Below are 22,156 nucleotides of genomic sequence, written 5' to 3'. Positions count from 1 at the left end.
GGGGTATTCCTTATCTATCTAATACGTTGATTTGTCTGGAACCTGTCCCATTGTGCTCTTGGGCAAGAACACAATAAGACAGGTTCTGCGTTTAGTTGCCGCGCTCTAAAAGTACCTGGCGCTTAATCCTTTCGTTGCTGTATGCGGCGTAATGAACGTTCGCGACGCGATTGTTCACGGCTGCGGTCCAGCAAGATTTCCTCAATGAAAGCCAGGTGACGGTGCGACGCTTCGCGCGCCTGCTCCGGCTCCCCGGCCATTATCGCCTCGAATACTCGGGTGCGATGGTTGCTTACCAGCGGGAGCATCTCCCGACGGGCATACAACAATTCAAAATTCTGACGAACGTTCTGGGCCAGCATCGGCTCCATGCAGCGTAGCAGATGGAGGAGCACCACGTTGTGTGCCGCTTCGGTGACGGCGATTTGATACTGGACAACGGCGCTGGACTCGGCGTCTAAATCGCCGGACTGCTGTGCCCGTTCAATGGCCTGATGCAGTTCGCGGATACGCACGCGATCTTCATCAGTGCTGCGAAGGGCGGCGTAATAGGCCGCAATACCTTCAAGCGCGTGACGGGTCTCAAGCAGGTCAAACTGGGATTCTGGGTGGTCAGAGAGAAGTTCTACCAGCGGATCGCTGAAGCTCTGCCACAGGCTGTTTTGCACAAAGGTTCCGCCGCCCTGGCGACGAAGCAGCAAGCCCTTTGCTTCGAGGCGTTGAATCGCCTCACGCAGAGAGGGACGTGAAACGTCGAACTGTTTTGCCAGCTCGCGTTCTGGCGGAAGTTTCTCACCCGGGCGCAGAGTCCCTTCGAGGATTAAAAACTCCAGCTGCTGCTCAATCACATCAGATAGTTTTGGTTGGCGAATTTTGCTGTAGGCCATATTCCCTGTCTTACGCCTTTTTGCCCGGAGTCAATTGGTCTTACCAATTTCTAGTTCGTATCGCTAAAGTAACAAAGTATTCACCTTCTGTCCATATTGGTTTTGATTGAAATCAGTAAACCCTGCACATTTTAACAACCTTACAGAAATAACGTTTCAGAAATGTAACTTTGCACAAATGAGTTGATTACTCCCAAAGAGGGAGTTTTAACCATAATGAAACGAGGGGTTTTGCAATCTGAAGCGATTCAACATGGCAAATAATGAAAATTCGCCCACTTAAGAAGCATTTCTATTCTATAGGTTGGGTTAGGAAGAATAAGCGGGCCGATTTACAAATGCTTTCTTTTTATTCAAGTCGTCAGCATCCCTTCATAAAGCAGGTGCATTCGCAGGCGCTTACCACTATTCTGGCGCGTACGGAAGTCATCTCCGCTTTTTTCGGTTTGTTTAACCGTAAAGAAATAAATACAGAATATGGACTTTCATAATTACACACGCACAGCGTGAACATAACAACCACACACGAGGTTTCAAATGGAAGCTCAACAGCACGGCGATCAGCTAAAGCGCGGACTTAAAAACCGCCATATACAGCTTATCGCACTGGGCGGTGCGATTGGTACCGGCCTGTTTCTGGGCAGCGCATCCGTTATCCAGTCAGCCGGTCCGGGTATTATTTTGGGTTACGCGATTGCGGGTTTCATCGCTTTTCTGATCATGCGCCAGCTTGGCGAAATGGTCGTTGAAGAGCCGGTCGCAGGCTCGTTCAGCCACTTTGCCTACAAATACTGGGGCAGCTTTGCGGGCTTCGCCTCCGGCTGGAACTACTGGGTGCTGTACGTTCTGGTTGCTATGGCCGAGCTGACCGCCGTCGGGAAGTACATTCAGTTCTGGTATCCGGAGATCCCCACCTGGGCGTCTGCTGCAGCCTTCTTCGTGATTATCAACGCCATTAACCTGACCAACGTAAAAGTATTCGGCGAGATGGAGTTCTGGTTTGCCATTATCAAAGTCATTGCCGTTGTGGCGATGATCATCTTCGGTGGCTGGCTGCTGTTCAGCGGCAACGGCGGCCCGCAGGCTACCGTGCGTAACCTCTGGGAACAGGGCGGCTTCCTGCCTCACGGCATGACCGGTCTGGTGATGATGATGGCGATCATTATGTTCTCCTTCGGCGGCCTGGAGCTGGTGGGTATTACCGCCGCCGAAGCCGATAACCCGGAGCAAAGCATTCCGAAAGCCACAAATCAGGTTATCTACCGTATTCTGATCTTCTATGTGGGCTCACTGGCCGTGCTGCTCTCCCTGCTGCCATGGACGCGCGTGACCGCTGACACCAGCCCGTTTGTTCTCATCTTCCACGAGCTGGGCGATACCTTTGTCGCCAACGCCCTGAACATCGTGGTGCTGACCGCAGCGCTCTCCGTTTACAACAGCTGCGTATACTGCAACAGCCGTATGCTGTTCGGCCTGGCCCAGCAGGGCAACGCGCCGAAGATGCTGCTCAACGTGGATAAACGCGGCGTGCCGGTGAATACCATCATTGTTTCAGCCATCGTGACCGCGCTGTGCGTGCTGATTAACTACATGGCACCGGAATCGGCGTTTGGCCTGCTGATGGCGCTGGTAGTCTCTGCTCTGGTTATCAACTGGGCGATGATCAGCCTGGCGCACATGAAGTTCCGCCGCGCGAAACAGCAGCAGGGCGTGACCACGCGCTTCCCTGCCCTGCTCTATCCGCTGGGTAACTGGATTTGCCTGCTGTTTATGGCGGCCGTGCTGGTGATCATGCTGATCACGCCGGGCATGGCGATTTCCGTCTACCTGATCCCGGTCTGGATTGCGATCCTTGGCGTTGGCTATCTCTTCAGCCAGAAAAGCCGTAATGCCATGAAGGCGCACTAAACCTCTCGCCGCGGCACCTGCTTTTGCGGGTGCCGCGCGTTGTTACCTCCTTCACACTTTCACGCCAACAGCACATTTATCCATATCACCGCCCTGATACTGCAACGCATATATTCCTTTGCCAGCGAATAATTCTCCCCATACCGTAAACCGGAGAGCTGTCGATGGATAACAACAAACTGTCAGTAAAAGAAAAGATCGGCTATGGGATGGGCGACGCGGGATGCAACATCATCTTCGGCGCCATCATGCTGTTTGTTAACTATTTCTATACGGATATTTTTGGCCTGGCGCCTGCGCTGGTCGGCGTGCTGCTGCTGTCTGTCCGCGTGATTGACGCCGTAACGGACCCGATCATGGGGGCGATTGCCGACCGTACCCGCAGTAAATATGGCCGGTTTCGTCCATGGCTGCTGTGGATTGCGTTCCCCTACGCGCTGTTCAGCATTCTGATGTTCACCACCCCGGAGTGGAGCTATAACAGCAAAGTTATCTATGCGTTTGTCACCTACTTCCTGCTCTCGTTAACCTATACGGCCATCAACATCCCTTACTGCTCGTTAGGTGGAGTGATCACCAACGATCCAAAAGAGCGCGTGGCCTGCCAGTCGTATCGCTTTGTGCTGGTCGGCATCGCCACGCTGCTGCTCTCCTTAACGCTGCTGCCGATGGCCGACTGGTTTGGCGGGGATAACAAAGCCAAAGGCTACCAGATGGCGATGACCGTCCTGGCGCTGATTGGTACCTGTATGTTCCTGTTCTGCTTCGCCACCGTGCGCGAGCGCGTGCGTCCGGCAGTGCAAACCAACGACGAACTGAAAAACGACCTGAAAGACGTGTGGAAAAACGACCAGTGGGTGCGCATTTTGCTGCTCACGCTGTGCAACGTCTGCCCGGGCTTTATCCGCATGGCGGCGACCATGTATTACGTCACCTGGGTGATGGGCCAGAGCACCCACTTCGCCACGCTGTTTATCAGCCTGGGCGTTGTCGGCATGATGCTTGGCAGCGTGCTGGCGAAAGTGCTGACCGACCGCTGGTGTAAGCTGAAGGTCTTCTTCTGGACCAACATCGTGCTGGCGATTTTCTCCTGCGCCTTCTATTTCTTCGACCCGAAAGCCACCGTTACCATCGTGGTGCTCTACGTCCTGCTGAACATCCTGCACCAGATCCCGTCTCCGCTGCACTGGTCGCTGATGGCCGACGTGGACGACTACGGCGAGTGGAAAACCGGGAAACGCATCACCGGGATCAGCTTCTCGGGTAACATCTTCTTCCTGAAACTGGGCCTGGCGATTGCCGGGGCGATGGTCGGCTTCCTGCTCTCCTGGTACGGTTATGACGCGGGCGCAAAAGCGCAAAGCGCGGACGCCATTAACGGGATCGTGCTGCTCTTTACCGTCATTCCGGGCATTGGATACTTAATTACCGCTGGGGTGGTACGTCTGCTGAAGGTGGACCGCGAAACCATGAAGCAGATCCAGGCCGATCTGGAAAAGCGCCGTACCAACTACCGCGAGCTGAATGACTATCAGGAACTCAAAGCCGCTGAGACTAAATAAGGAAAGCCGCATGCATAACTGGCCAAACCCGTTTATCGAACAACGCGCCGACCCGTACATTTTACGCCATGAGGGACAGTACTATTTTATTGCCTCCGTGCCGCAGTACGACAGGCTGGCGATCCGCCGCGCAGACTCGCTGGAAGGACTACGCGACGCTGAAGAGGTGGTGGTCTGGCGCAAACCCGAGACCGGCCCGATGAGCCAGCTAATCTGGGCGCCAGAACTGCACCACGTTGACGGCAAGTGGTACATCTATTTTGCCGCGACGCACACCCAGGCGCTCGACGCGCTCGGGATGTTCCAGCACCGCATGTTTGCGATTGAGTGTGTGGACCGCGATCCGCTCAGCGGTACCTGGATCGAGAAAGGGCAAATCAACACCCCGTTCGACACCTTCGCCCTGGACGCCACCACCTTTGTTCATCAGGGCAAACGCTGGTACCTGTGGGCGCAAAAAGCCCCGGATATTTCCGGTAACTCTAACCTCTATCTGTGCGAAATGGAGAACCCGTGGACGCTGAAAGGCGAGCCGGTGATGCTCAGCAAGCCAGAATACGACTGGGAATGCCGTGGTTTCTGGGTCAACGAAGGTCCGGCGGTGCTGGTTCACGGCGATAAGCTGTTTATCAGCTACTCCGCCAGCGCCACCGATGAGAACTACTGCATGGGGTTACTGTGGATAGACCTGAACGCCGATCCGCAAAACCCGGCAAACTGGCACAAATCCCCTCGCCCGGTTTTCGTCACCAGCTACGAGAACCGCCAGTACGGGCCAGGCCACAACAGCTTTACGCAAACGCCGGAAGGGGAAGATGTATTGGTGTACCACGCAAGAAATTACACCGAAATTGAAGGCGATCCGCTTTACGATCCGAACCGTCATACTCGCCTGAAGCTTGTCCGCTGGGACGAAAACGGGATGCCTGATTTCGGCATCCCGCCTGCGGATACGTTATAGCGTCTGCGGCGCGCTGGGTTACACCAGCGTGCCGTAAATCGTCAGCAGCGCCACAATCACCACCACCACAAACGAGGTTTTCTTCGCCATGGAGACGGCGGCTTTTGGCGTTTCGATCTTGTCGGTATGCGGTTCGCGCGCCAGCGAGAACTGCGCCAGGCGCGTCAACACCTGGTACTGGGACGTATGGCGGTCCCCAAGAGAAGCGAACCATGCGGGCAGCGCTTTTTCACCGTGGCCAATTAAGGCGTACACCACGCCCACCAGACGCACCGGAAGCCAGTCGACCACGTGCAGGATGGCATCAATGCCGGACAGCAAACGCTCATGCGGCGTCAGATAACGGGCAAGCCAGGTCTGCCAGGCGCGCAGGAGCGCATAGCCCATCAGCAGTACCGGCCCCCACGGGCCGCCCACCACAAACCAGAACAGCGGAGCAAGGTAGTAGCGGAAGTTAATCCACAGCAGCGCGTTTTGCAGCTCGCGCAGGAACTCGCGCTCGTCGCAGTCCGGCGGCACGCCGTGGATCATCGTCAGCTCGCTCGCCATCGCGCCGCGCGCGTGGGCATCGTCACGGGAGGCGGCTTTCAGGTAGGCGTGATAGTGCAAACGCACCTTGCCCGCACCAATGCACAGCACGCCGAGCAGGATCCACACCACCAGCAGCGGCACGTTGAAAAAGAGTCCGTACAGCGAGCGCAGCAGCAGGAAGGTAATCAGCATGACGCCCGCCATCATCAGCAGCGTGCGCAGCATGGAAAAGTGCTTAATGCGGCGGAATAACACCTCCAGCCGGTGATCCAGTTGCCAGTGCTCGCCGAGCTTGAACAGGCGTTCAGCGATGATAACCAGCAGCATGGTAAACAACGTCATGGTATCTCCTTATTCTGACGACGCGGCAAGCATGGCGCGAAACCGCGGCCAGTCAAATGCCGGGCCGGGATCGGTTTTTCTCGCCGGAGCGATATCGCTGTGCCCGGTAATATTGTCGGCGATTGCCGGGTAGAGTCCGATAAGCGTGTGGGTAATAGCAACCAGCTGCTGATACTGGGCATCGGTGTAGGGGGTAGTATCCGTGCCTTCCAGCTCAATCCCAATCGAGAAATCGTTGCACCGTTCGCGCCCGTGATACATCGATACCCCGGCATGCCAGGCGCGCTTATCAAAAGGAACATACTGAACCACCTCACCATCACGGCGAATCAGGCAGTGAGCCGACACGCGCAGATGCGCAATCTCAGCGAAGAAGGGATGAGCATTGGGATCTATCGTTCCCGTGAATAACGCATCGATCCACGGGCCGCCAAACTCACCCGGCGGGAGGCTAATATTATGAACCACCAGCAGTGTGGGCTTTTCATCCTCCGGGCGGCAGTCGTGGTGCGGCGAGGGCACATGCCGCGCATCCACCAGCCATCCGTTTTCTAACAACATGCTGGAACTCCTTCTGTATGGTGCAATGACTCGGTTCAGAGTAGCATGTTTCAATATTATGATTCGTTACCAATTTGGAGTTTTATCATGCCGCCTCGCCGCTACAACCCCGACCACCGACGTGAAGCGCTTCTGGAACGTATTAATATGGATATTCCGGCAAGCGTCGCCCATGCGTTGAAAGAAGACCTGGGGGGTGACGTTAACGCCGATAAAGATATTACCGCACAATTGTTGCCAAAAGAGACACGCTCGCACGCGGTCATTATCACCCGTGAGGAGGGCGTTTTTTGCGGCAAGCGTTGGGTTGAAGAGGTCTTTACTCAGCTGGCGGGTGACGATGTACAGGTGACATGGCACGTTGATGATGGTGATGCAGTGACCGCCAATCAGCCGCTGTTCGAGCTGGACGGTCCTTCCCGCGTATTACTGACCGGCGAGCGTACCGCGCTCAATTTTGTCCAAACGCTCTCTGGCGTCGCCAGTGAAGTGCGCCGCTACGTTGATCTGCTGGCCGGCACCCGTACCCAGCTGCTTGATACCCGCAAAACGCTGCCGGGCCTGCGCACTGCGCTGAAGTACGCGGTGCTCTGCGGCGGCGGCGCAAACCATCGTCTGGGCTTATCCGATGCTTTCCTGATTAAAGAGAACCACATTATTGCTTCTGGCTCCGTGCGTCAGGCGGTGGAAAAGGCCTTCTGGCTGCATCCGGATGTGCCGGTTGAGGTGGAGGTCGAAAGCCTGGAAGAGCTGGAGCAGGCGATCAAGGCCGGGGCCGATATCATCATGCTCGATAACTTCGAGACGGAGCAGATGCGCGAGGCGGTGAAACTGACCAACGGCCGGGCCCAGCTTGAAGTGTCCGGAAACGTCACTTTCGAGACGATCCGTGAGTTCGCCGAAACCGGCGTGGATTACATCTCCGTTGGCGCGCTGACCAAGCACGTTCGCGCCCTCGATCTCTCAATGCGCTTCAAATAACGCACGCTCCCCTCTCTGCCCGGAGAGGGGAATTTCAGCCTCGCTCGCAAATCCATTGTCCTTCTCTGCAACACGGAATGAATTCTCTGAAGCTCCTTTCTCGTTCTCTTTTTTGCCCCTCGTTTCTGCCCTGTCCCGCTGACAAAGTAGCGCCACTTTGCATAAGGAGCAGATATGGACAGACAACAAGGATTCACACTCATTGAGCTGATGGTGGTCATTGGCATTATTGCGATTCTGAGCGCCATCGGCGTTCCCGCCTATCAGAACTACCTGCGTAAAGCAGCCCTCACCGATATGCTGCAAACTTTCGTTCCCTATCGCACTGCCATTGAGCTTTGCGCACTCGATCGCGGCGGCGTGGAAAGCTGCGATGCCGGCAGTAACGGTATACCCTCTCCTGCCACGACGCGTTACGTTTCAGGAATGAGCGTGGCGAAAGGGATCGTGACCTTAACAGGCCAGGAGAGCCTGAACGGGCTGACGGTAACCATGACGCCGCAGTGGAGCAACGGCAACGGTATGACGGGCTGGACGCGTGACTGCAATATCAGTGCTGACAGCGCGCTTAAGCAGGCCTGCGAAGACGTCTTCCGCTTCGACACTAACTAAGGAGCGGATAATGAACACCGATCAACTCGTGGCGCTTTGTCTTCGCCACCATGCCCTGCTGCTCACCAGCGACAGCGACATGATTAGCATCGCCGTCGTGGGAACCCCCGCGCCTGAACTTATGGAGGCCCTGCGCTTCGCGACCCAGAAGCGGATTGATATCGAATGCTGGAGCGCTGAACGCATGGAAAAGCACCGGCAGTTAACCGCGCAATCGCATCTGCCCGTCGTTTCGCAACCCCACTCCGCGGTGGACATCCTCAACCACACGCTGCAGCAGGCAGTAAACCAGCGCGCGTCTGACATCCATATCGAACCAATGGAGCACGCGTGCCAGATCCGCTTACGTATCGACGGGGTTCTTTATCCGCAGCCTCCTCTTTCCGCCGCGCTGGCGACGATGCTCAGCGCCCGGTTAAAAGTGCTGGGTAATCTGGATATTGCGGAACGACGCTTGCCGCAGGACGGCCAGTTTACGATTGAGCTGACAAACGAGCCGGTCTCGTTTCGTATCGCCACGCTTCCCTGCAATGGCGGTGAGAAAATTGTGCTGCGTTTGCTACATCAGGTTCAGCAGGCGCTGGAGCCGAACGCGCTTGGCATGAGCGCTAAACAGCTGGCCTGTTTTAATGAGGTACTCCACCAGCCTCAGGGGCTAATTCTGGTCACCGGCCCGACGGGCAGCGGCAAAACCGTAACGCTCTACAGCGCGCTGCAGGCGCGTAACATCCCTGACGTCAACATCTGCAGCGTGGAGGATCCCATCGAGATCCCGCTTGCGGGGTTAAATCAGACGCAGGTTAACCCCCGCGCGGGCTTAACATTCCAGAGCGTACTGAGAGCGCTGCTCCGTCAGGATCCGGACATCATTATGGTAGGGGAAATTCGCGATGGTGAAACGGCAGAAATTGCCATTAAAGCCGCGCAGACCGGGCATCTGGTATTGTCGACGCTGCACACCAACTCGACGACGGAAACCCTCATTCGTCTGGAGCAGATGGGCGTGGCGCGCTGGATGATCTCTTCCGCGCTTTCGATGGTGATTGCCCAGCGGCTGGTTCGGCGCCTTTGCCCGCACTGCCGACAGAAAACAGGGGAGCATACGGACCTGCCGCGTTCGATTTGGCCGCGGCAACTTCCTCGCTGGCAGCCTGCAGGCTGCGATCGTTGTTATCATGGTTTTTACGGGCGCGTGGCCATTTTTGAAGTACTTGCGATCGATAATCCCCTGCGCCAGGCTATTGCCAGCGGGGCAGGCACCGAGGTGATTGAAGCCAGCGCCCGACAGGCTGGACTCATCTCGCTGTTTGAACACGGCTGCATGGCCGTTGAACAAGGGATGACCACGCTTGAAGAGTTAGTGCGTGTTCTGGGTATGCCCGATGGCTGCTAATCAACTCTGGCGCTGGCGAGCACTCTCCGCTGAAGGAGAACCCCGAAACGGGGTACTCTGGGCCACCGACCGCAACGCAGCCTTCACCAGGCTGATGCGTAACGACCTCCATCCTCTGGCCCTGACCCGATGCGCTCAAAGGCACCGCTGGCGTCCACATCACTGCTACGAGATGTTTCGTCAGCTCGCAACGCTCCTGCAGGCCGGGCTGACGCTCGCGCATAGTCTGCAAATGCTGGCAGACCAACATCCAGTAGAACCGTGGCGGGGGCTACTGCAAAACGTTGCCGATGAACTCAGTGAAGGCTGTCCTTTTTCTGAGGCGCTCAAACGGTGGCCAGCGGTCTTTAGCCCACTGCATATCTCAATGGTGAAAACCGGAGAGCTAACGGGGAAGCTTGAAGCGTGCTGCCGAGAGCTTGCAGAGCAGCAAAAAGCGCAGCAGCAGCTCAGCGCGAAGGTGAAAAAAGCGCTGCGCTACCCGGCGATCGTCCTGACGCTGGCCGTGCTCGTCGTGCTGGCAATGGTCACCCTGGTTTTGCCCGAATTTGCCGCGATCTACAAAACCTTTAATACCCCGCTTCCGGCGCTGACGCGAATTGTTATGGGGATAGCCGCGTTTATGCAGTCATATGCCCTTGCGCTGTTCGCGATGCTGCTTGTTCCCGTAACCGCAGCCTGGCCTCTGCGACACCATCCTCGCTGGCAGCGTATTCTGCTGGGTTTTCCCGTAATGGGAGCGCTGGCGAAAGGGCAAAAGCTGGGACAGATCTTCACCGTGCTGTCGCTCACGCAGCAGGCGGGCATTGCATTCTTACAGGGGCTTGAAAGTGCAGAAGAGACTGTTGAAAGCCGATACTGGGAGGGAATACTCCGCAGCATACGCGAGAACATTGAAAAAGGTCTCCCCGTCTGGTCGTCCTTTCAGAAGGCGGCAATGTTTACCCCGCTCTGTATTCAGCTTTTGCGAACCGGCGAGATGTCAGGTTCGCTGGACGTCATGCTGGCAAACCTTGCTCGCCATCACACGGAACAGACCTTTCAACGGGCAGACAATCTGGCGGCGCTTCTGGAGCCACTGCTCCTGGTTGTTACGGGGGTTATCATCGGCACGCTGGTGGTGGCAATGTATCTGCCGATTTTCCATCTGGGTGATGCGATGAGCGCGGGGTAGTGCAGCAGCGCTGGCGCACGAACATGCGCCAGCGAAAGCCGTTACAGGCTATTGAAAACGCGGTTTTCCTGCTCCTGAACGCGAATAAACGTTGTGCGTTTCGTCAGCTCTTTCAGGCGGGATGCACCCACGTAGGTACAGGCTGAGCGCAGGCCGCCCAGGATGTCGCGCGCGGTGTTTTCAACCGGGCCGCGCAGAGGCAGCTTCACGGTTTTGCCTTCTGCCGCACGGTATTTAGCCACGCCACCGACGTGACGGGTCATCGCAGATTCAGAGCTCATACCGTAGAACAGCATGAATTTCTCGCCGTTCTCTTCCACCACGATGCCGCCGCTCTCTTCGTGGCCTGCCAGCATACCGCCGAGCATCACGAAGTCCGCGCCGCCGCCAAAGGCCTTTGCGACATCGCCCGGCATGGTGCAACCGCCGTCGCTGATGATCTGGCCGCCCAGGCCGTGCGCCGCGTCGGCACATTCAATGACCGCGGAAAGCTGCGGATAACCAACTCCGGTTTTCACGCGCGTGGTGCATACGGAGCCCGGGCCAATGCCCACTTTCACGATGTCGGCACCGGAAAGGATCAGCTCTTCACACATTTCACCGGTCACCACGTTGCCCGCAATGATAGTTTTGGTCGGCCAGGCTTCGCGCGCCTTGCTGACGAACTGCACGAAGTGCTCGGAGTAACCGTTCGCCACATCAATACAAACGAAGCTAAGCGCCGGGTTGGCATTCAGGATCTGTTTGGTTTTCTCGAAATCGGCGTCGGAAGTACCGGTGGAAACCATCACGTGCTTCACCACGTCAGCAGAGGCGGACGCAACAAACGCATTCCACTCTTCAGGAGTGTAGTGCTTGTGGACTGCAGTAAGAATATCGAACTGAGCCAGCGCCGTTGCCATCTCAAAGGTACCGACTGTATCCATGTTGGCAGCAATGATTGGCACGCCAGACCACGTCTGACCGGAATGCTTAAAGGTGAATTGACGTTCGAGTTCAACGTCTGAGCGACTTTTCAGTGTAGAGCGTTTAGGGCGGATAAGAACGTCTTTGAAACCTAACTTCAGATCTTCTTCGATACGCATGTGCGGATTCCTGGGGTTAGAGGCAAATATGTTAAAAGCACAACTCCAGTGACGCTATCATACGCACTAATACCTGCTCCGCAAGACTGCGAAATTCTCTTTTTTTACGCTACAATCCTATAAATTTACCTGGTAAAAAGCCGGTAAAGAGAATCAAACAATTACTGTCGCACGTTTGTTTTTTAAGCAACTGATTTCCATAATGAATAATTCCCAGGATTTGATTTAATGGGGTATATCGTCGCAGTAACCGGCGGCATCGGTAGTGGCAAAAGTACCGTTGCGGACGCGTTTTCTCGTCTCGGCATCGCGATTATTGATGCTGATATTATTGCCCGTCAGGTGGTAGAGCCCAATACACCCGCGCTAAAGGCCATCGCCGACCATTTCGGTCAGGCAATCATCAATGCCGATGGCACACTGAACCGCCGTCAGCTTCGCGAATATATTTTTTCCGATTCTGCGGAAAAAGCCTGGCTTAATGCCCTGCTCCACCCCATTATCCACCAGGAAACTCAGCGTCAGATAGCCGCAGCCCGCTCGCCCTATGTCCTGTGGGTGGTTCCGCTCCTGGTAGAAAATCAGCTGCATAAGAAAGCCAATCGGGTATTGGTGATTGATGTCACACCCGAGACGCAAATCCAGCGAACCATGACGCGCGACCACGTCTCGCGTGAACATGCTGAACAAATTCTTGCCGCTCAGGCCACTCGCGCTCAGCGCCTTGCCGTTGCGGATGATGTTATTGATAATAACGGCGCACCAGATGCCATTGCATCGGATGTTGCCCGCCTGCACGAGCAGTATCTAACCTTCGCCGCGCAGGCCGTTGCACAGGAAAAACCATAATGTCGACTCACATCCTTTTTGAGCACCCGCTTAATGAAAAAATGCGTACCTGGCTGCGCATTGAATTTCTCATCCAACAGCTTTCACAACATCTGCCTGTTAACGATCATGCCACGGCGTTGCACTTCTTTCGCAACGTAGGCGATCTGCTGGATGTGATTGAACGTGGCGATGTCCGCACGGAGCTGTTGAAAGAGCTGGAGCGCCAGCAGCGTAAATTACAGGCCTGGGCCGAAGTACCGGGCGTGGATCAAAATCGAATTGACGCCTTACGCCAGCAGTTGAAAAACAGCAGCACGACGCTGATGGCCGCGCCGCGCGTTGGGCAATATTTACGAGAAGACCGTTTGATAGCGCTGGTGCGCCAGCGCCTGAGCATACCGGGCGGTTGCTGTAGCTTTGATCTGCCAACGCTGCATATGTGGCTGCATATGCCGCAGGAACAGCGCGATCGCCAGGTAAACAGCTGGCTGGGTAGCCTGGAGCCGATGAATCAGACGCTATCGCTGATCCTCGATCTTGTGCGTAACTCTGCCCCGTTCCGCAAGCAAACCAGTCTCAACGGTTTTTATCAGGACAACGGCGACGACGCCGATCTTCTGCGTCTAAATTTGTCGCTTGGCGAGCAGCTTTATCCGCAAATTTCCGGGCATAAAAGCCGTTTCGCGATCCGCTTTATGCCGCTGGACAGTGAAAATGGCACCGTGCCGGAACGCCTCGATTTTGAACTGGCCTGTTGTTAAGGAGTGCCAATGTCTGACGTCACCACCGTAAACTGCCCAACCTGTGGGAAAACTGTCGTCTGGGGAGAAGTGAGTCCGTTTCGCCCGTTCTGCTGCAAGCGCTGTCAGCTCATTGATCTGGGCGAATGGGCGGCAGAAGAGAAACGAATTCCGAGCGAAGGCGACCTCTCGGATAGCGATGACTGGAGCGAAAGCCAGCAGTAACGTTCAAAGCCTGCTGGCGATTCGTTCGGCAGGCCTACATGTTTGTCGCTAAGCGGCGGATCACAGGCTCATTGGCTGGCGGGAATTTGTCGGCATCACTGACCTGAAGTTCCACCCAGTTACCCGGCTGTCCCTCTTTTCCCCAGGGTTCACCTTCCCAGCTTTCCACCAGCCAGAACCACAGCGTGATGTGCCTGTCGGGAAACTGATACTCCAGCTTATCGAACAGCGTGGCGCCAAGCGGGGTAATCCCCACCTCTTCCTGCAGCTCACGCACCAGCGCCTCTTCCGGGGTTTCTCCTGATTCGATTTTCCCGCCAGGAAACTCCCACTTGTTCGCCATATGGGCGTCAGCAGCGCGCTGGGTGATGAAGATTTGGTTTTGCGGGTTGCGAATAATCCCGACGGCAATTTGCAGTATTTTCATAGCGTCACTTCCATAAAAAAGGCGCAGATATCTGCGCCTTTTCAGTTAGTTATGTTCTTAGCTCAGGCGGCCGTGGCACGCCTTGTATTTTTTACCGGAACCACACGGACACGGATCGTTACGACCGACTTTACGATCGCCGGTCTGCGCGGCGATCGCTGCTGCGGCTTCGCTTTCGTCAGTCTGGTGGCTCAGCTGTTGCATCTGCGCCAGACGCTCAGCTTCTTCACGACGCTGCTGCTCCATCGCTTCCACTTCTTCCGGCATGCGCACCTGAACCTTGCTCAGGGTGCTGATCACTTCGTACTTCAGTGACTCCAGCATAGAGGCAAACATGGAGAAGGATTCACGCTTGTACTCCTGCTTCGGATCTTTCTGCGCATAGCCGCGCAGGTGGATACCCTGACGCAGGTAGTCCATCGCCGCCAGGTGCTCTTTCCACAGGGAGTCCAGCGTCTGCAGCATCACCCCTTTTTCGAAGTGACGCATCATCTCAGCGCCAACCACTTCTTCCTTACGCTTATAAACCTCCAGCGCGGTTTCAAAGATACGTTCGCGCAGGGTCTCTTCATGCAGCTCAGGCTCTTTATCCAGCCACTCTTTGATTGGCAGATCGAGATCGAAGTCGTTTTTCAGACGTTCCTGCAGGCCTTCAACGTCCCACATCTCTTCCAGAGACTGCGGTGGAATATGCGCGTCGATGGTGGCTTTGAACACATCTTCGCGGATGCTGTTGATGGTTTCGCTCACGTCGGACACGTCCAGCAGTTCGTTACGCTGGGTGTAGATCGCGCGACGCTGATCGTTGGCCACGTCATCATATTCCAGCAGCTGCTTACGAATATCAAAGTTGCGGCTTTCCACTTTACGCTGGGCGTTAGCGATCGCTTTAGTCACCCATGGGTGCTCAATGGCTTCACCAGGCTTCATGCCCAGCTTACGCATCATGCCGGACACGCGGTCGGAGGCGAAAATACGCATCAGCGCATCTTCCATAGACAGGTAGAAGCGGGAAGAACCGGCATCACCCTGACGGCCCGCACGGCCGCGCAGCTGGTTGTCGATACGACGAGATTCGTGACGCTCGGTACCAATGATGTGCAGACCACCGGATGCCAGCACCGCGTCGTGACGCACCTGCCAGTCGGCTTTGATCTGCTCGATCTGCTCTAGCGTTGGGTTTTCCAGCTCTGCGACTTCAGCCTGCCAGCTACCTCCGAGCATAATATCGGTACCACGACCCGCCATGTTGGTGGCGATGGTCACGGCTCCCGGATAGCCCGCCTGAGCAACAATGTCCGCTTCTTTAGCGTGGAACTTGGCGTTCAGAACGTTGTGCTTGATGCCTGCTTTGGTCAGCTCATTGGAAACCACCTCGGATTTCTCGATGGAGATGGTCCCCACCAGAACCGGCTGACCATTGGCAGTACGGTCGCGAATATCTTCGATGATCGCCTGAATTTTTTCCGCTTCGGTCATGTACACCAGGTCCGGCATATCCTTACGGATCATCGGACGGTTGGTTGGCACCACCACGGTATCCAGCTTGTAGATGGAGCTGAATTCAAACGCTTCGGTATCTGCGGTACCGGTCATCCCCGCCAGCTTCTCATACAGACGGAAGTAGTTCTGGAAGGTGATGGATGCCAGCGTCTGGTTTTCGTTCTGGATATCCACGCCTTCTTTCGCTTCAACGGCCTGATGCAGGCCATCGGACCAGCGACGACCCTGCATGGTACGGCCGGTGTGTTCATCAACAATGATGACTTCGCCGTCTTTCACGATGTAGTCAACGTCGCGGGTGAACAGCGCGTGGGCGCGCAGCGCGGCGGTCACGTGGTGCATCAGCATGATGTTGCTCGGAGAGTACAGAGACTCACCTTCTTCCATAATGCCTTCAGCCACCAGCAGCTCTTCGATTTTCACCAGACCGCGTTCGGTCAGGTTCACCTGGCGCGCTTTTTCATCTACGGAGAAGTGGCCTTCACCCTGGAAGGTATCGGAGTCTTCTTTCTCCTGACGCAGCAGGTGTGGAATGATTTTGTCGACTTTACGGTACATCTCGGAGCTGTCTTCAGCCGGGCCTGAGATGATCAGCGGGGTACGCGCTTCATCGATCAGAATGGAGTCCACCTCATCCACCAGCGCATAGTGCAGCTTACGCTGGACGCGCTCTTCAGGGCTGAACGCCATGTTGTCGCGCAGGTAGTCGAAGCCGTATTCGTTGTTGGTGCCGTAGGTGATGTCCGCGTTATACGCTTCGCGCTTGGCGGGTGCCGGCAGGCCGGACATGTTGATGCCGACGGTCATGCCGAGGAATTCGAACAGCGGACGGTTGTTTTCGGCGTCACGCTGCGCCAGATAGTCGTTGACGGTAACGACGTGAACGCCTTTCCGGGTCAGCGCGTTCAGGTAAGCCGGCAGCGTTGCGGTCAGGGTTTTACCTTCACCGGTACGCATTTCCGCGATGCAACGTTCGTTAAGCACCATACCGCCCAGCAATTGAACGTCGAAGTGACGCATGCCGAACACGCGTTTGCTCGCTTCACGCACAACGGCGAAAGCTTCCGGGATCAGGCTCTCTAAGGTTTCGCCTTTTTCCAGGCGTGCGCGGAACTCCGCGGTTTTCGCCTTCAGCTCATCATCAGAGAGCTTCTCCATCGCCGGTTCCATACCGTTGATGATGTTTACAGCTTTGCGCATACGGCGCAGGGTACGATCGTTACGACTACCAAAAACTTTGGTTAATAATTTGATTAGCATAATAAATTCTCAAACGCCCCAGACGGGCAGATAAATTAAGGTATTGAAAAAGGTTAATTTAGCTGAGGCGTTGAGGCCCGGCACGGATGCCGTGAACCTGGCTAATCCATGTCGAAACGGAGAATGATACAGGAGGAACAAACCAGGTTTGCGCCGTCTGACTCACGGTCACGGGCGGCTGGTTATCCTGCGTCAGAAGCGCATTAAGCGTATCGAGCAGGGCAAGATGCTGAGCCTGAACCGGCAGCGACTCTTCAGCAACAGGCATCGTCTGCGGCGCCATCGCGAACGACAGATGACGAATAACCGTGCGGATGGCGTGCTGCTGCCAGTAATCAACTGAGAAATTAGGACGACGGCTGGCTTCAAGCCACGCGAGATTAGTAAAGTTAACCCGCGTCGAGAGATCGTGTTTAGTTGTCGTGGAACGTGCTGGCGTCGCCGCTTCCGCACTGTTGCTGAGCGCAGGCAAGCCGAAACTCGCCGCGACCATCCCTAATAAGAGATGCGGCCAGAAGTAACGTCTGCCAAATTGTCGCCAGCGCGTCAGTATTCCGCTCACTTGCTCCACCACAATCGCCCGCCAGTGCAGGCTGAGTTCAGTTTTTCTTTTTTAGCGCCCAGATATTACCACTAAAGCCAATACGCAGCAGCAGGAATGACACCTTGCAGCAGGTAAAAACGGTCAATAATGCAACGAACACACCGTTATTCGGCACCCGACAATGGCCAGGGAGTAGAGGGGCAAATCAAAGAAGGGCAGAAATAAAAACGACTGGCTTCCCTGGTCGGAGAGAGTACCAGGTGAACCAGTCGCTTTTCTTACGAAACGGCGTTAACCGTTACGCTAGGACCATAGTCGGTGCTTTGAACGCCAGCGGCAGTTCCGCTTCGTCTTCAAAGGTCACATATTCCCAGGCTTCCTGTTTTGCCAGGACGGCCTGCAACAATTTGTTGTTCAGTGCATGACCGGATTTGAACGCGGTAAATGCACCAATGATGTTGTGACCACACATGAACAGGTCGCCGATCGCATCCAGCATTTTGTGACGAACGAATTCATCTTCAAAACGCAGGCCGTCTTCGTTCAGTACGCGATAATCGTCAACAACGATGGCACAATCGAAGCTGCCGCCCAGGCACAGGCCGCGGGACTGCAGATATTCGATATCACGCATGAAGCCAAACGTACGTGCGCGGCTGATCTGGCGCATAAACGCATCAGCAGAGAAGTTCATCGCGTAGCGCTGGGTGCTGGAGTCAATCGCCGGATGGTTAAAGTCGATGGTAAAGTCCAACGAGAAACCATTGTACGGTTTGAATTCAGCCCACTTGTCGCCATCTTCGACGCGAACGGTCTCTTTGATGCGAACAAATTTCTTCGCACAGTTCAGTTCTTCGATGCCGGCATCCAGCAACAGATAAACGAACGGCGCAGCACTACCATCCATAATCGGGATTTCTGGCGCATCGACTTCAACAATAATGTTGTCGATACCCAGACCCGCCAGGGCGGCGTTCAGGTGCTCTACGGTAGAAATCCGCACGTCATGCTCGTTCACCAGACAAGTACAGAGCATTGTATCACGCACAGATTTGGCATCGGCCGGAAAATCTACCGGTGGATTCAAGTCGGTGCGACGATAGATGACCCCGGTATTGGCCGGCGCAGGGCGTAACGTCAGTGTGACTTTCTTGCCGGTATGTAAACCGACACCCGTCGCCTGAACGATACGTTTAAGTGTCCTTTGTTTGATCATCGTATAATCTCGCCAAATTAACTATCCAACCGAGAGTGTATATCACTAACGGTGGGCCAGTTTAGCACAAAGAGCGCAAATCCCCAAATTCCAGCCAATTCTTAGTCAGCTTGCTTACGCAGGAACGCCGGGATGTCCAGATAATCTGGCTCTTTTGCCGTTTGCGGCGTTGGGTCGTTCACCACTTTCGCGGCTGGTTTTTGCTCCTGAGTCAGAGGAGACATACCGTGCTGCTGGTAACGATCCATTACCGGTTGCTGAGTCTGCTTGTTGGTCACGAGGGTGATCTCAGGACGCTTGTCCATACCGATACCGGTCGCAACAACGGTAACACGCAGCTCGTCGTTCATTTCCGGGTCAAGGGAAGTACCGATTACCACGGTCGCGTTGTCAGAGGCGAACGCGCGGATGGTATTACCCACGGTTTCGAACTCATCCAGACGCAGGTCAAAGCCAGCGGTAATGTTGACCAGCACGCCGCGCGCACCGGACAGATCGATATCTTCCAGCAGTGGAGAAGAGATAGCCATTTCAGCCGCTTCTTCCGCACGGTCTTCGCCGCTCGCCACGCCAGAGCCCATCATCGCGTAGCCCATTTCGGACATGACGGTGCGAACGTCTGCAAAGTCAACGTTCATCAGGCCAGGACGGGTAATCAGTTCTGCGATACCCTGGACCGCGCCTTTCAGCACGTCGTTTGCTGCGCCGAAGGCGTCCAGCAGGGAGATACCACGACCCAGAACTTTCAGCAGCTTGTCGTTCGGGATGGTGATCAGCGAGTCCACATGCTTGGACAGCTCGGTGATACCCTGTTCCGCGAAGGCCATACGCTTTTTGCCTTCGAAGTTGAAAGGCTTGGTCACGACAGCAACGGTCAGGATACCTAAATCTTTAGCTACTTCAGCGACAACAGGTGCTGCACCGGTACCGGTACCGCCGCCCATGCCCGCTGCGATGAAGACCATGTCCGCACCTTCCAGTGCAGCACGCAGGGCTTCACGATCTTCTTCAGCCGCGTTGCGACCGACTTCCGGGTTAGCCCCAGCGCCCAGTCCTTTGGTGATGCCACCGCCGATCTGGATAGTCTGGCCAACTGCCGTTTTACGCAGTGCCTGCGCATCGGTGTTAACTGCGAAGAATTCAACACCTTCAATGCGTTCACGCACCATATGCTCTACGGCGTTACCGCCGCCGCCACCGACGCCGATGACTTTAATCACCGCGTCGTTGGTCAGTTCCATAGGTTCAAACATAATTTCTCTCTCCGTTGTGCCTGTCGCCCGAGACCGCTAATTCTCTCCGGTCTCTTTAAAAAATTAAAACTCTTTTCGCAGCCAGTTGTTCAGTCGTTTGACCCACGACCCCACTGAGACGCGTTTTTCCACTTCCGCTTCACCACTGAGATGAGATTCCTTCCCGTAGTGGAGCAGGCCCACAGCCGTTGAATAGTACGGCTCCTGAGCATAATCCGTTAAACCGGTAATATTCAGCGGCGCACCAATACGCACCTGCGTATGGAACACGCGCTGAGCGCAGGCCGCAAGACCTTCAATTTGCGCTGCACCGCCGGTTAATACAATCCCCGCCGCAAGATGATGCTTAACACCCTGCTGACGAAGCTGTTCCTGAAGCTGTAAAATCTCTTCGTTGACCAGGTTGAGCAGCTCGGTATAGCGCGGCTCAATTACCTCTGCCAACGTCTGGCGCTGCAGGCTACGCGGCGGACGGCCGCCCACGCTCGGCACCTCAACGCTCTCATCTTTACCAACGATAGACCCCAGCGCACAGCCGTGGCGTACTTTAATCGCTTCTGCATCGCTCGGTGGCGTACCAAAAGCGTAAGCAATATCGCTGGTCACAACGTTCCCTGCGTAAGGGATCACTTTGGTGTGGCGCAGCGCACCGCCGGTATACACGGCCATGTCCATTGTACCACCACCGATATCCACCACACAGACACCCAGTTCACGTTCGTCTTCGGTCAGCACGGAATAACTTGCCGCCAGACCGGCGAAAATAAGTTGGTCAACTTTCAGGCCACAACGTTCAACGGCTTTTACGATGTTCTTCGCCATATCGTTGTGACATGTGATCAGGTGCACTTTTGCCTGCATACGCACGCCAGACAGACCAACCGGGTTCTTGATCCCTTCCTGGTAGTCAATCGCATATTCCTGCGGGATCACGTGCAGCACGCGATGCTCATCGCGAACGCGCACGGACTTCGCCGTATGCACAACGTTTTCAACGTCTTCCTGCGTCACTTCTTCTTCAGAAATCGGCACCATACCGATTTCGTTCTGGCAGCTAATGTGCTTGCCAGAAAGGGCCAGATAGACAGAAGAAATCTGGCAATCTGCCATTAATTCAGCCTGGTCGATGGCGCGCTGTACGCATTTCACCACCGACTCAAGGTCGTTTACCCCACCTTTATCCATACCACGGGACGGGCAACTGCCCACGCCAATGATATTGACCATACCGTCGGGCAGAACTTCCCCTACTAAAGCGGCAACCTTCGCGGTGCCAATCTCCAGTCCAACTACCAGTTTTCTGTCCGTCGCCTTGATCATTGTTGTTCTGCCTGTACCTGTGCCTGATTCTGTTGCTGATTAGGTTCCTCGACCGGAGCCGGCTCCCAACCGACTGCTGCGCCTGAGTCATAGCGCAAATCAACGTAGCTTATCCGTTTGCCGTCCGCCTGCGCCTGCTGTTGTAAAACCGGGTAAAGTTCTACAAAACGCGCAAGACGTTTCATTGTGTCGCCGCGTCCCAGGTTGAGCTTAATGCCGTTCGTCAACGTCAGCTGCCAGGAGCGGCGCGCCGTCATCGCAGCATCTTTTAACGTAAACCTGTCCTTCGCCAGCACCTGCCCCATTTCACGAAAACCCTGCAATACTTCGTTTTCGCTGCCTTCAGGGCCATACAACATCGGTAAATTTTGCTTGTTGACACGATCGCTCGGGACGCTGAAGGAATTTCCATCTACGTCAACCATGTGCTGATCATTCCAACGCGCAATGGGCACATATTCAACCAGATGAATCTTCAATTCATCAGGCCATTGTTTTCTGACACTCGCCTGTTTTATCCAGGGCAGACGTTCAATCTGGCTCTGAATAATATTGACGTCCTGCGTCATAAAGGTGCCGGGCGATCCCAGCGCCAGAATAGACTGGCGAATATCATCGTTACGCGTGTAGTGACGCTCGCCGGTCACCACCAGCTTTGACAGCGGCAACCGCTGTGCGTCTTCCATCCAGCCCAGCACCATCCAGCCGCTGATAAACACGGTGCACAGCACCCCGAGCAGGAAAATTATTCCTGCAAGACGCGTTCCATTACTCCGGCGTGAAGAAGTGTATTCTTCTTCGTCATCGCGGTTGCGCGTGTTCAATGCAGCCTGAGACATA

General features: G+C 55.3%; 22 protein-coding genes. 11 read left to right on the top strand and 11 right to left on the bottom strand.

Annotated features, from left to right (window positions below; translation table 11 throughout):
- Positions 1 to 122: 122 nt before the first annotated feature.
- On the bottom strand, positions 123 to 887 hold the full coding sequence (pdhR, locus tag IM295_RS10400) for a pyruvate dehydrogenase complex transcriptional repressor PdhR (RefSeq protein ID WP_006173806.1): 765 nt from the start codon (positions 885 to 887) through the stop codon (positions 123 to 125).
- A gap of 263 nt (positions 888 to 1,150) precedes the next feature.
- On the opposite strand from pdhR, the gene IM295_RS10395 reads away from it, so the two are divergent.
- The 4 genes from IM295_RS10395 to IM295_RS10380 all read left to right on the top strand — a co-directional run bounded on the left by IM295_RS10395 (position 1,151) and on the right by IM295_RS10380 (position 5,318).
- Positions 1,151 to 1,378, top strand: coding sequence for a hypothetical protein (locus tag IM295_RS10395; protein WP_071993741.1), 228 nt, complete (start codon positions 1,151 to 1,153; stop codon positions 1,376 to 1,378).
- 46 nt (positions 1,379 to 1,424) lie between these two features.
- Positions 1,425 to 2,795 (top strand): aromatic amino acid transporter AroP, encoded by a 1,371-nt coding sequence (gene aroP, locus IM295_RS10390; protein WP_028015528.1) that lies wholly within the window; start codon positions 1,425 to 1,427, stop codon positions 2,793 to 2,795.
- A gap of 164 nt (positions 2,796 to 2,959) precedes the next feature.
- Positions 2,960 to 4,357, top strand: a complete 1,398-nt coding sequence (locus IM295_RS10385; protein WP_028015527.1) for a glycoside-pentoside-hexuronide (GPH):cation symporter — start codon at positions 2,960 to 2,962, stop codon at positions 4,355 to 4,357.
- 10 nt (positions 4,358 to 4,367) lie between these two features.
- Positions 4,368 to 5,318 (top strand): family 43 glycosylhydrolase, encoded by a 951-nt coding sequence (locus tag IM295_RS10380; RefSeq protein WP_048960896.1) that lies wholly within the window; start codon positions 4,368 to 4,370, stop codon positions 5,316 to 5,318.
- An 18-nt stretch (positions 5,319 to 5,336) separates the two neighbouring features.
- Here the strand turns inward: IM295_RS10380 and ampE are convergent, their stop codons facing one another.
- Positions 5,337 to 6,191, bottom strand: a complete 855-nt coding sequence (gene ampE / locus IM295_RS10375; protein ID WP_193066645.1) for a beta-lactamase regulator AmpE — start codon at positions 6,189 to 6,191, stop codon at positions 5,337 to 5,339.
- Between the two features lie 9 nt (positions 6,192 to 6,200).
- Positions 6,201 to 6,752: a 1,6-anhydro-N-acetylmuramyl-L-alanine amidase AmpD gene (gene ampD / locus IM295_RS10370; protein WP_028015524.1), complete on the bottom strand. Its 552-nt coding sequence runs from the start codon at positions 6,750 to 6,752 to the stop codon at positions 6,201 to 6,203.
- Between the two features lie 87 nt (positions 6,753 to 6,839).
- Between ampD and nadC the strand changes: the two genes are divergently transcribed.
- The 4 genes from nadC to hofC all read left to right on the top strand — a co-directional run bounded on the left by nadC (position 6,840) and on the right by hofC (position 10,912).
- Positions 6,840 to 7,733, top strand: a complete 894-nt coding sequence (gene nadC / locus IM295_RS10365; protein ID WP_045259465.1) for a carboxylating nicotinate-nucleotide diphosphorylase — start codon at positions 6,840 to 6,842, stop codon at positions 7,731 to 7,733.
- A 174-nt stretch (positions 7,734 to 7,907) separates the two neighbouring features.
- Positions 7,908 to 8,345 carry a prepilin peptidase-dependent pilin gene (gene ppdD, locus IM295_RS10360; RefSeq protein ID WP_045259464.1) on the top strand — a complete coding sequence of 146 codons (438 nt, stop codon included), beginning with the start codon at positions 7,908 to 7,910 and terminating at the stop codon, positions 8,343 to 8,345.
- Positions 8,346 to 8,355: 10 nt separating this feature from the next.
- Entirely contained in the window at positions 8,356 to 9,738 is a 1,383-nt protein-coding gene (gene gspE / locus IM295_RS10355; RefSeq protein WP_193066644.1) for a type II secretion system protein GspE, read from the top strand.
- Entirely contained in the window at positions 9,728 to 10,912 is a 1,185-nt protein-coding gene (gene hofC, locus IM295_RS10350) for a protein transport protein HofC (protein ID WP_193066643.1), read from the top strand. The genes gspE and hofC overlap by 11 nt, the downstream gene beginning before the upstream one ends.
- Before the next feature lie 41 nt (positions 10,913 to 10,953).
- Here the strand turns inward: hofC and IM295_RS10345 are convergent, their stop codons facing one another.
- Entirely contained in the window at positions 10,954 to 11,997 is a 1,044-nt protein-coding gene (locus tag IM295_RS10345; protein ID WP_193066642.1) for a GMP reductase, read from the bottom strand.
- Between the two features lie 228 nt (positions 11,998 to 12,225).
- Between IM295_RS10345 and coaE the strand changes: the two genes are divergently transcribed.
- The 3 genes from coaE to yacG are packed head-to-tail and all read left to right on the top strand — an operon-like array spanning position 12,226 to position 13,793.
- The gene (gene coaE / locus IM295_RS10340; protein WP_028015518.1) at positions 12,226 to 12,846 is read left to right on the top strand and encodes a dephospho-CoA kinase; all 621 of its coding nucleotides are present in this window, start codon (positions 12,226 to 12,228) and stop codon (positions 12,844 to 12,846) included.
- Positions 12,846 to 13,589 (top strand): cell division protein ZapD, encoded by a 744-nt coding sequence (gene zapD / locus IM295_RS10335; RefSeq protein WP_193066641.1) that lies wholly within the window; start codon positions 12,846 to 12,848, stop codon positions 13,587 to 13,589. Before coaE ends, zapD begins: the two co-directional genes overlap by 1 nt.
- Before the next feature lie 9 nt (positions 13,590 to 13,598).
- Entirely contained in the window at positions 13,599 to 13,793 is a 195-nt protein-coding gene (yacG, locus tag IM295_RS10330; RefSeq protein WP_028015516.1) for a DNA gyrase inhibitor YacG, read from the top strand.
- Positions 13,794 to 13,827: 34 nt separating this feature from the next.
- Here yacG and mutT read toward each other — a convergent pair whose 3' ends face one another.
- The 7 genes from mutT to ftsQ form a co-directional block, all read right to left on the bottom strand.
- Positions 13,828 to 14,220 carry an 8-oxo-dGTP diphosphatase MutT gene (gene mutT, locus IM295_RS10325; RefSeq protein ID WP_028015515.1) on the bottom strand — a complete coding sequence of 131 codons (393 nt, stop codon included), beginning with the start codon at positions 14,218 to 14,220 and terminating at the stop codon, positions 13,828 to 13,830.
- A gap of 57 nt (positions 14,221 to 14,277) precedes the next feature.
- Positions 14,278 to 16,983, bottom strand: coding sequence for a preprotein translocase subunit SecA (gene secA / locus IM295_RS10320; protein ID WP_193066640.1), 2,706 nt, complete (start codon positions 16,981 to 16,983; stop codon positions 14,278 to 14,280).
- A gap of 58 nt (positions 16,984 to 17,041) precedes the next feature.
- Positions 17,042 to 17,545, bottom strand: a complete 504-nt coding sequence (secM, locus tag IM295_RS10315; protein ID WP_028015513.1) for a secA translation cis-regulator SecM — start codon at positions 17,543 to 17,545, stop codon at positions 17,042 to 17,044.
- A 280-nt stretch (positions 17,546 to 17,825) separates the two neighbouring features.
- Positions 17,826 to 18,743: a UDP-3-O-acyl-N-acetylglucosamine deacetylase gene (gene lpxC, locus IM295_RS10310; RefSeq protein ID WP_006810110.1), complete on the bottom strand. Its 918-nt coding sequence runs from the start codon at positions 18,741 to 18,743 to the stop codon at positions 17,826 to 17,828.
- Between the two features lie 101 nt (positions 18,744 to 18,844).
- On the bottom strand, positions 18,845 to 19,996 hold the full coding sequence (ftsZ, locus tag IM295_RS10305; RefSeq protein ID WP_008501978.1) for a cell division protein FtsZ: 1,152 nt from the start codon (positions 19,994 to 19,996) through the stop codon (positions 18,845 to 18,847).
- 63 nt (positions 19,997 to 20,059) lie between these two features.
- Complete coding sequence (ftsA, locus tag IM295_RS10300; RefSeq protein WP_006173845.1) at positions 20,060 to 21,316, bottom strand: cell division protein FtsA; 1,257 nt, start codon at positions 21,314 to 21,316, stop codon at positions 20,060 to 20,062.
- On the bottom strand, positions 21,313 to 22,155 hold the full coding sequence (gene ftsQ / locus IM295_RS10295) for a cell division protein FtsQ (RefSeq protein ID WP_045259458.1): 843 nt from the start codon (positions 22,153 to 22,155) through the stop codon (positions 21,313 to 21,315). Before ftsQ ends, ftsA begins: the two co-directional genes overlap by 4 nt.
- Position 22,156: the final 1 nt, after the last annotated feature.

This window comes from Enterobacter cloacae complex sp. P14RS (assembly GCF_014895895.1).
GTDB classification, from domain to species: Bacteria; Pseudomonadota; Gammaproteobacteria; order Enterobacterales; family Enterobacteriaceae; genus Enterobacter; species Enterobacter bugandensis.
Note: the sequence above shows the minus strand (reverse complement) of the source record. Positions and strands in the feature narration are given on the sequence as shown.

What these genes read in the sequence shown, in the direction of transcription:
- pdhR (WP_006173806.1), bottom strand. Translation starts at nt 887, where the DNA reads ATGGCCTACAGCAAAATTCGCCAACCAAAACTATCTGATGTGATTGAG.
- IM295_RS10395 (WP_071993741.1), top strand. Translation starts at nt 1,151, where the DNA reads ATGAAAATTCGCCCACTTAAGAAGCATTTCTATTCTATAGGTTGGGTT.
- aroP (WP_028015528.1), top strand. Translation starts at nt 1,425, where the DNA reads ATGGAAGCTCAACAGCACGGCGATCAGCTAAAGCGCGGACTTAAAAAC.
- IM295_RS10385 (WP_028015527.1), top strand. Translation starts at nt 2,960, where the DNA reads ATGGATAACAACAAACTGTCAGTAAAAGAAAAGATCGGCTATGGGATG.
- IM295_RS10380 (WP_048960896.1), top strand. Translation starts at nt 4,368, where the DNA reads ATGCATAACTGGCCAAACCCGTTTATCGAACAACGCGCCGACCCGTAC.
- ampE (WP_193066645.1), bottom strand. Translation starts at nt 6,191, where the DNA reads ATGACGTTGTTTACCATGCTGCTGGTTATCATCGCTGAACGCCTGTTC.
- ampD (WP_028015524.1), bottom strand. Translation starts at nt 6,752, where the DNA reads ATGTTGTTAGAAAACGGATGGCTGGTGGATGCGCGGCATGTGCCCTCG.
- nadC (WP_045259465.1), top strand. Translation starts at nt 6,840, where the DNA reads ATGCCGCCTCGCCGCTACAACCCCGACCACCGACGTGAAGCGCTTCTG.
- ppdD (WP_045259464.1), top strand. Translation starts at nt 7,908, where the DNA reads ATGGACAGACAACAAGGATTCACACTCATTGAGCTGATGGTGGTCATT.
- gspE (WP_193066644.1), top strand. Translation starts at nt 8,356, where the DNA reads ATGAACACCGATCAACTCGTGGCGCTTTGTCTTCGCCACCATGCCCTG.
- hofC (WP_193066643.1), top strand. Translation starts at nt 9,728, where the DNA reads ATGGCTGCTAATCAACTCTGGCGCTGGCGAGCACTCTCCGCTGAAGGA.
- IM295_RS10345 (WP_193066642.1), bottom strand. Translation starts at nt 11,997, where the DNA reads ATGCGTATCGAAGAAGATCTGAAGTTAGGTTTCAAAGACGTTCTTATC.
- coaE (WP_028015518.1), top strand. Translation starts at nt 12,226, where the DNA reads ATGGGGTATATCGTCGCAGTAACCGGCGGCATCGGTAGTGGCAAAAGT.
- zapD (WP_193066641.1), top strand. Translation starts at nt 12,846, where the DNA reads ATGTCGACTCACATCCTTTTTGAGCACCCGCTTAATGAAAAAATGCGT.
- yacG (WP_028015516.1), top strand. Translation starts at nt 13,599, where the DNA reads ATGTCTGACGTCACCACCGTAAACTGCCCAACCTGTGGGAAAACTGTC.
- mutT (WP_028015515.1), bottom strand. Translation starts at nt 14,220, where the DNA reads ATGAAAATACTGCAAATTGCCGTCGGGATTATTCGCAACCCGCAAAAC.
- secA (WP_193066640.1), bottom strand. Translation starts at nt 16,983, where the DNA reads ATGCTAATCAAATTATTAACCAAAGTTTTTGGTAGTCGTAACGATCGT.
- lpxC (WP_006810110.1), bottom strand. Translation starts at nt 18,743, where the DNA reads ATGATCAAACAAAGGACACTTAAACGTATCGTTCAGGCGACGGGTGTC.
- ftsZ (WP_008501978.1), bottom strand. Translation starts at nt 19,996, where the DNA reads ATGTTTGAACCTATGGAACTGACCAACGACGCGGTGATTAAAGTCATC.
- ftsA (WP_006173845.1), bottom strand. Translation starts at nt 21,316, where the DNA reads ATGATCAAGGCGACGGACAGAAAACTGGTAGTTGGACTGGAGATTGGC.
- ftsQ (WP_045259458.1), bottom strand. Translation starts at nt 22,155, where the DNA reads ATGTCTCAGGCTGCATTGAACACGCGCAACCGCGATGACGAAGAAGAA.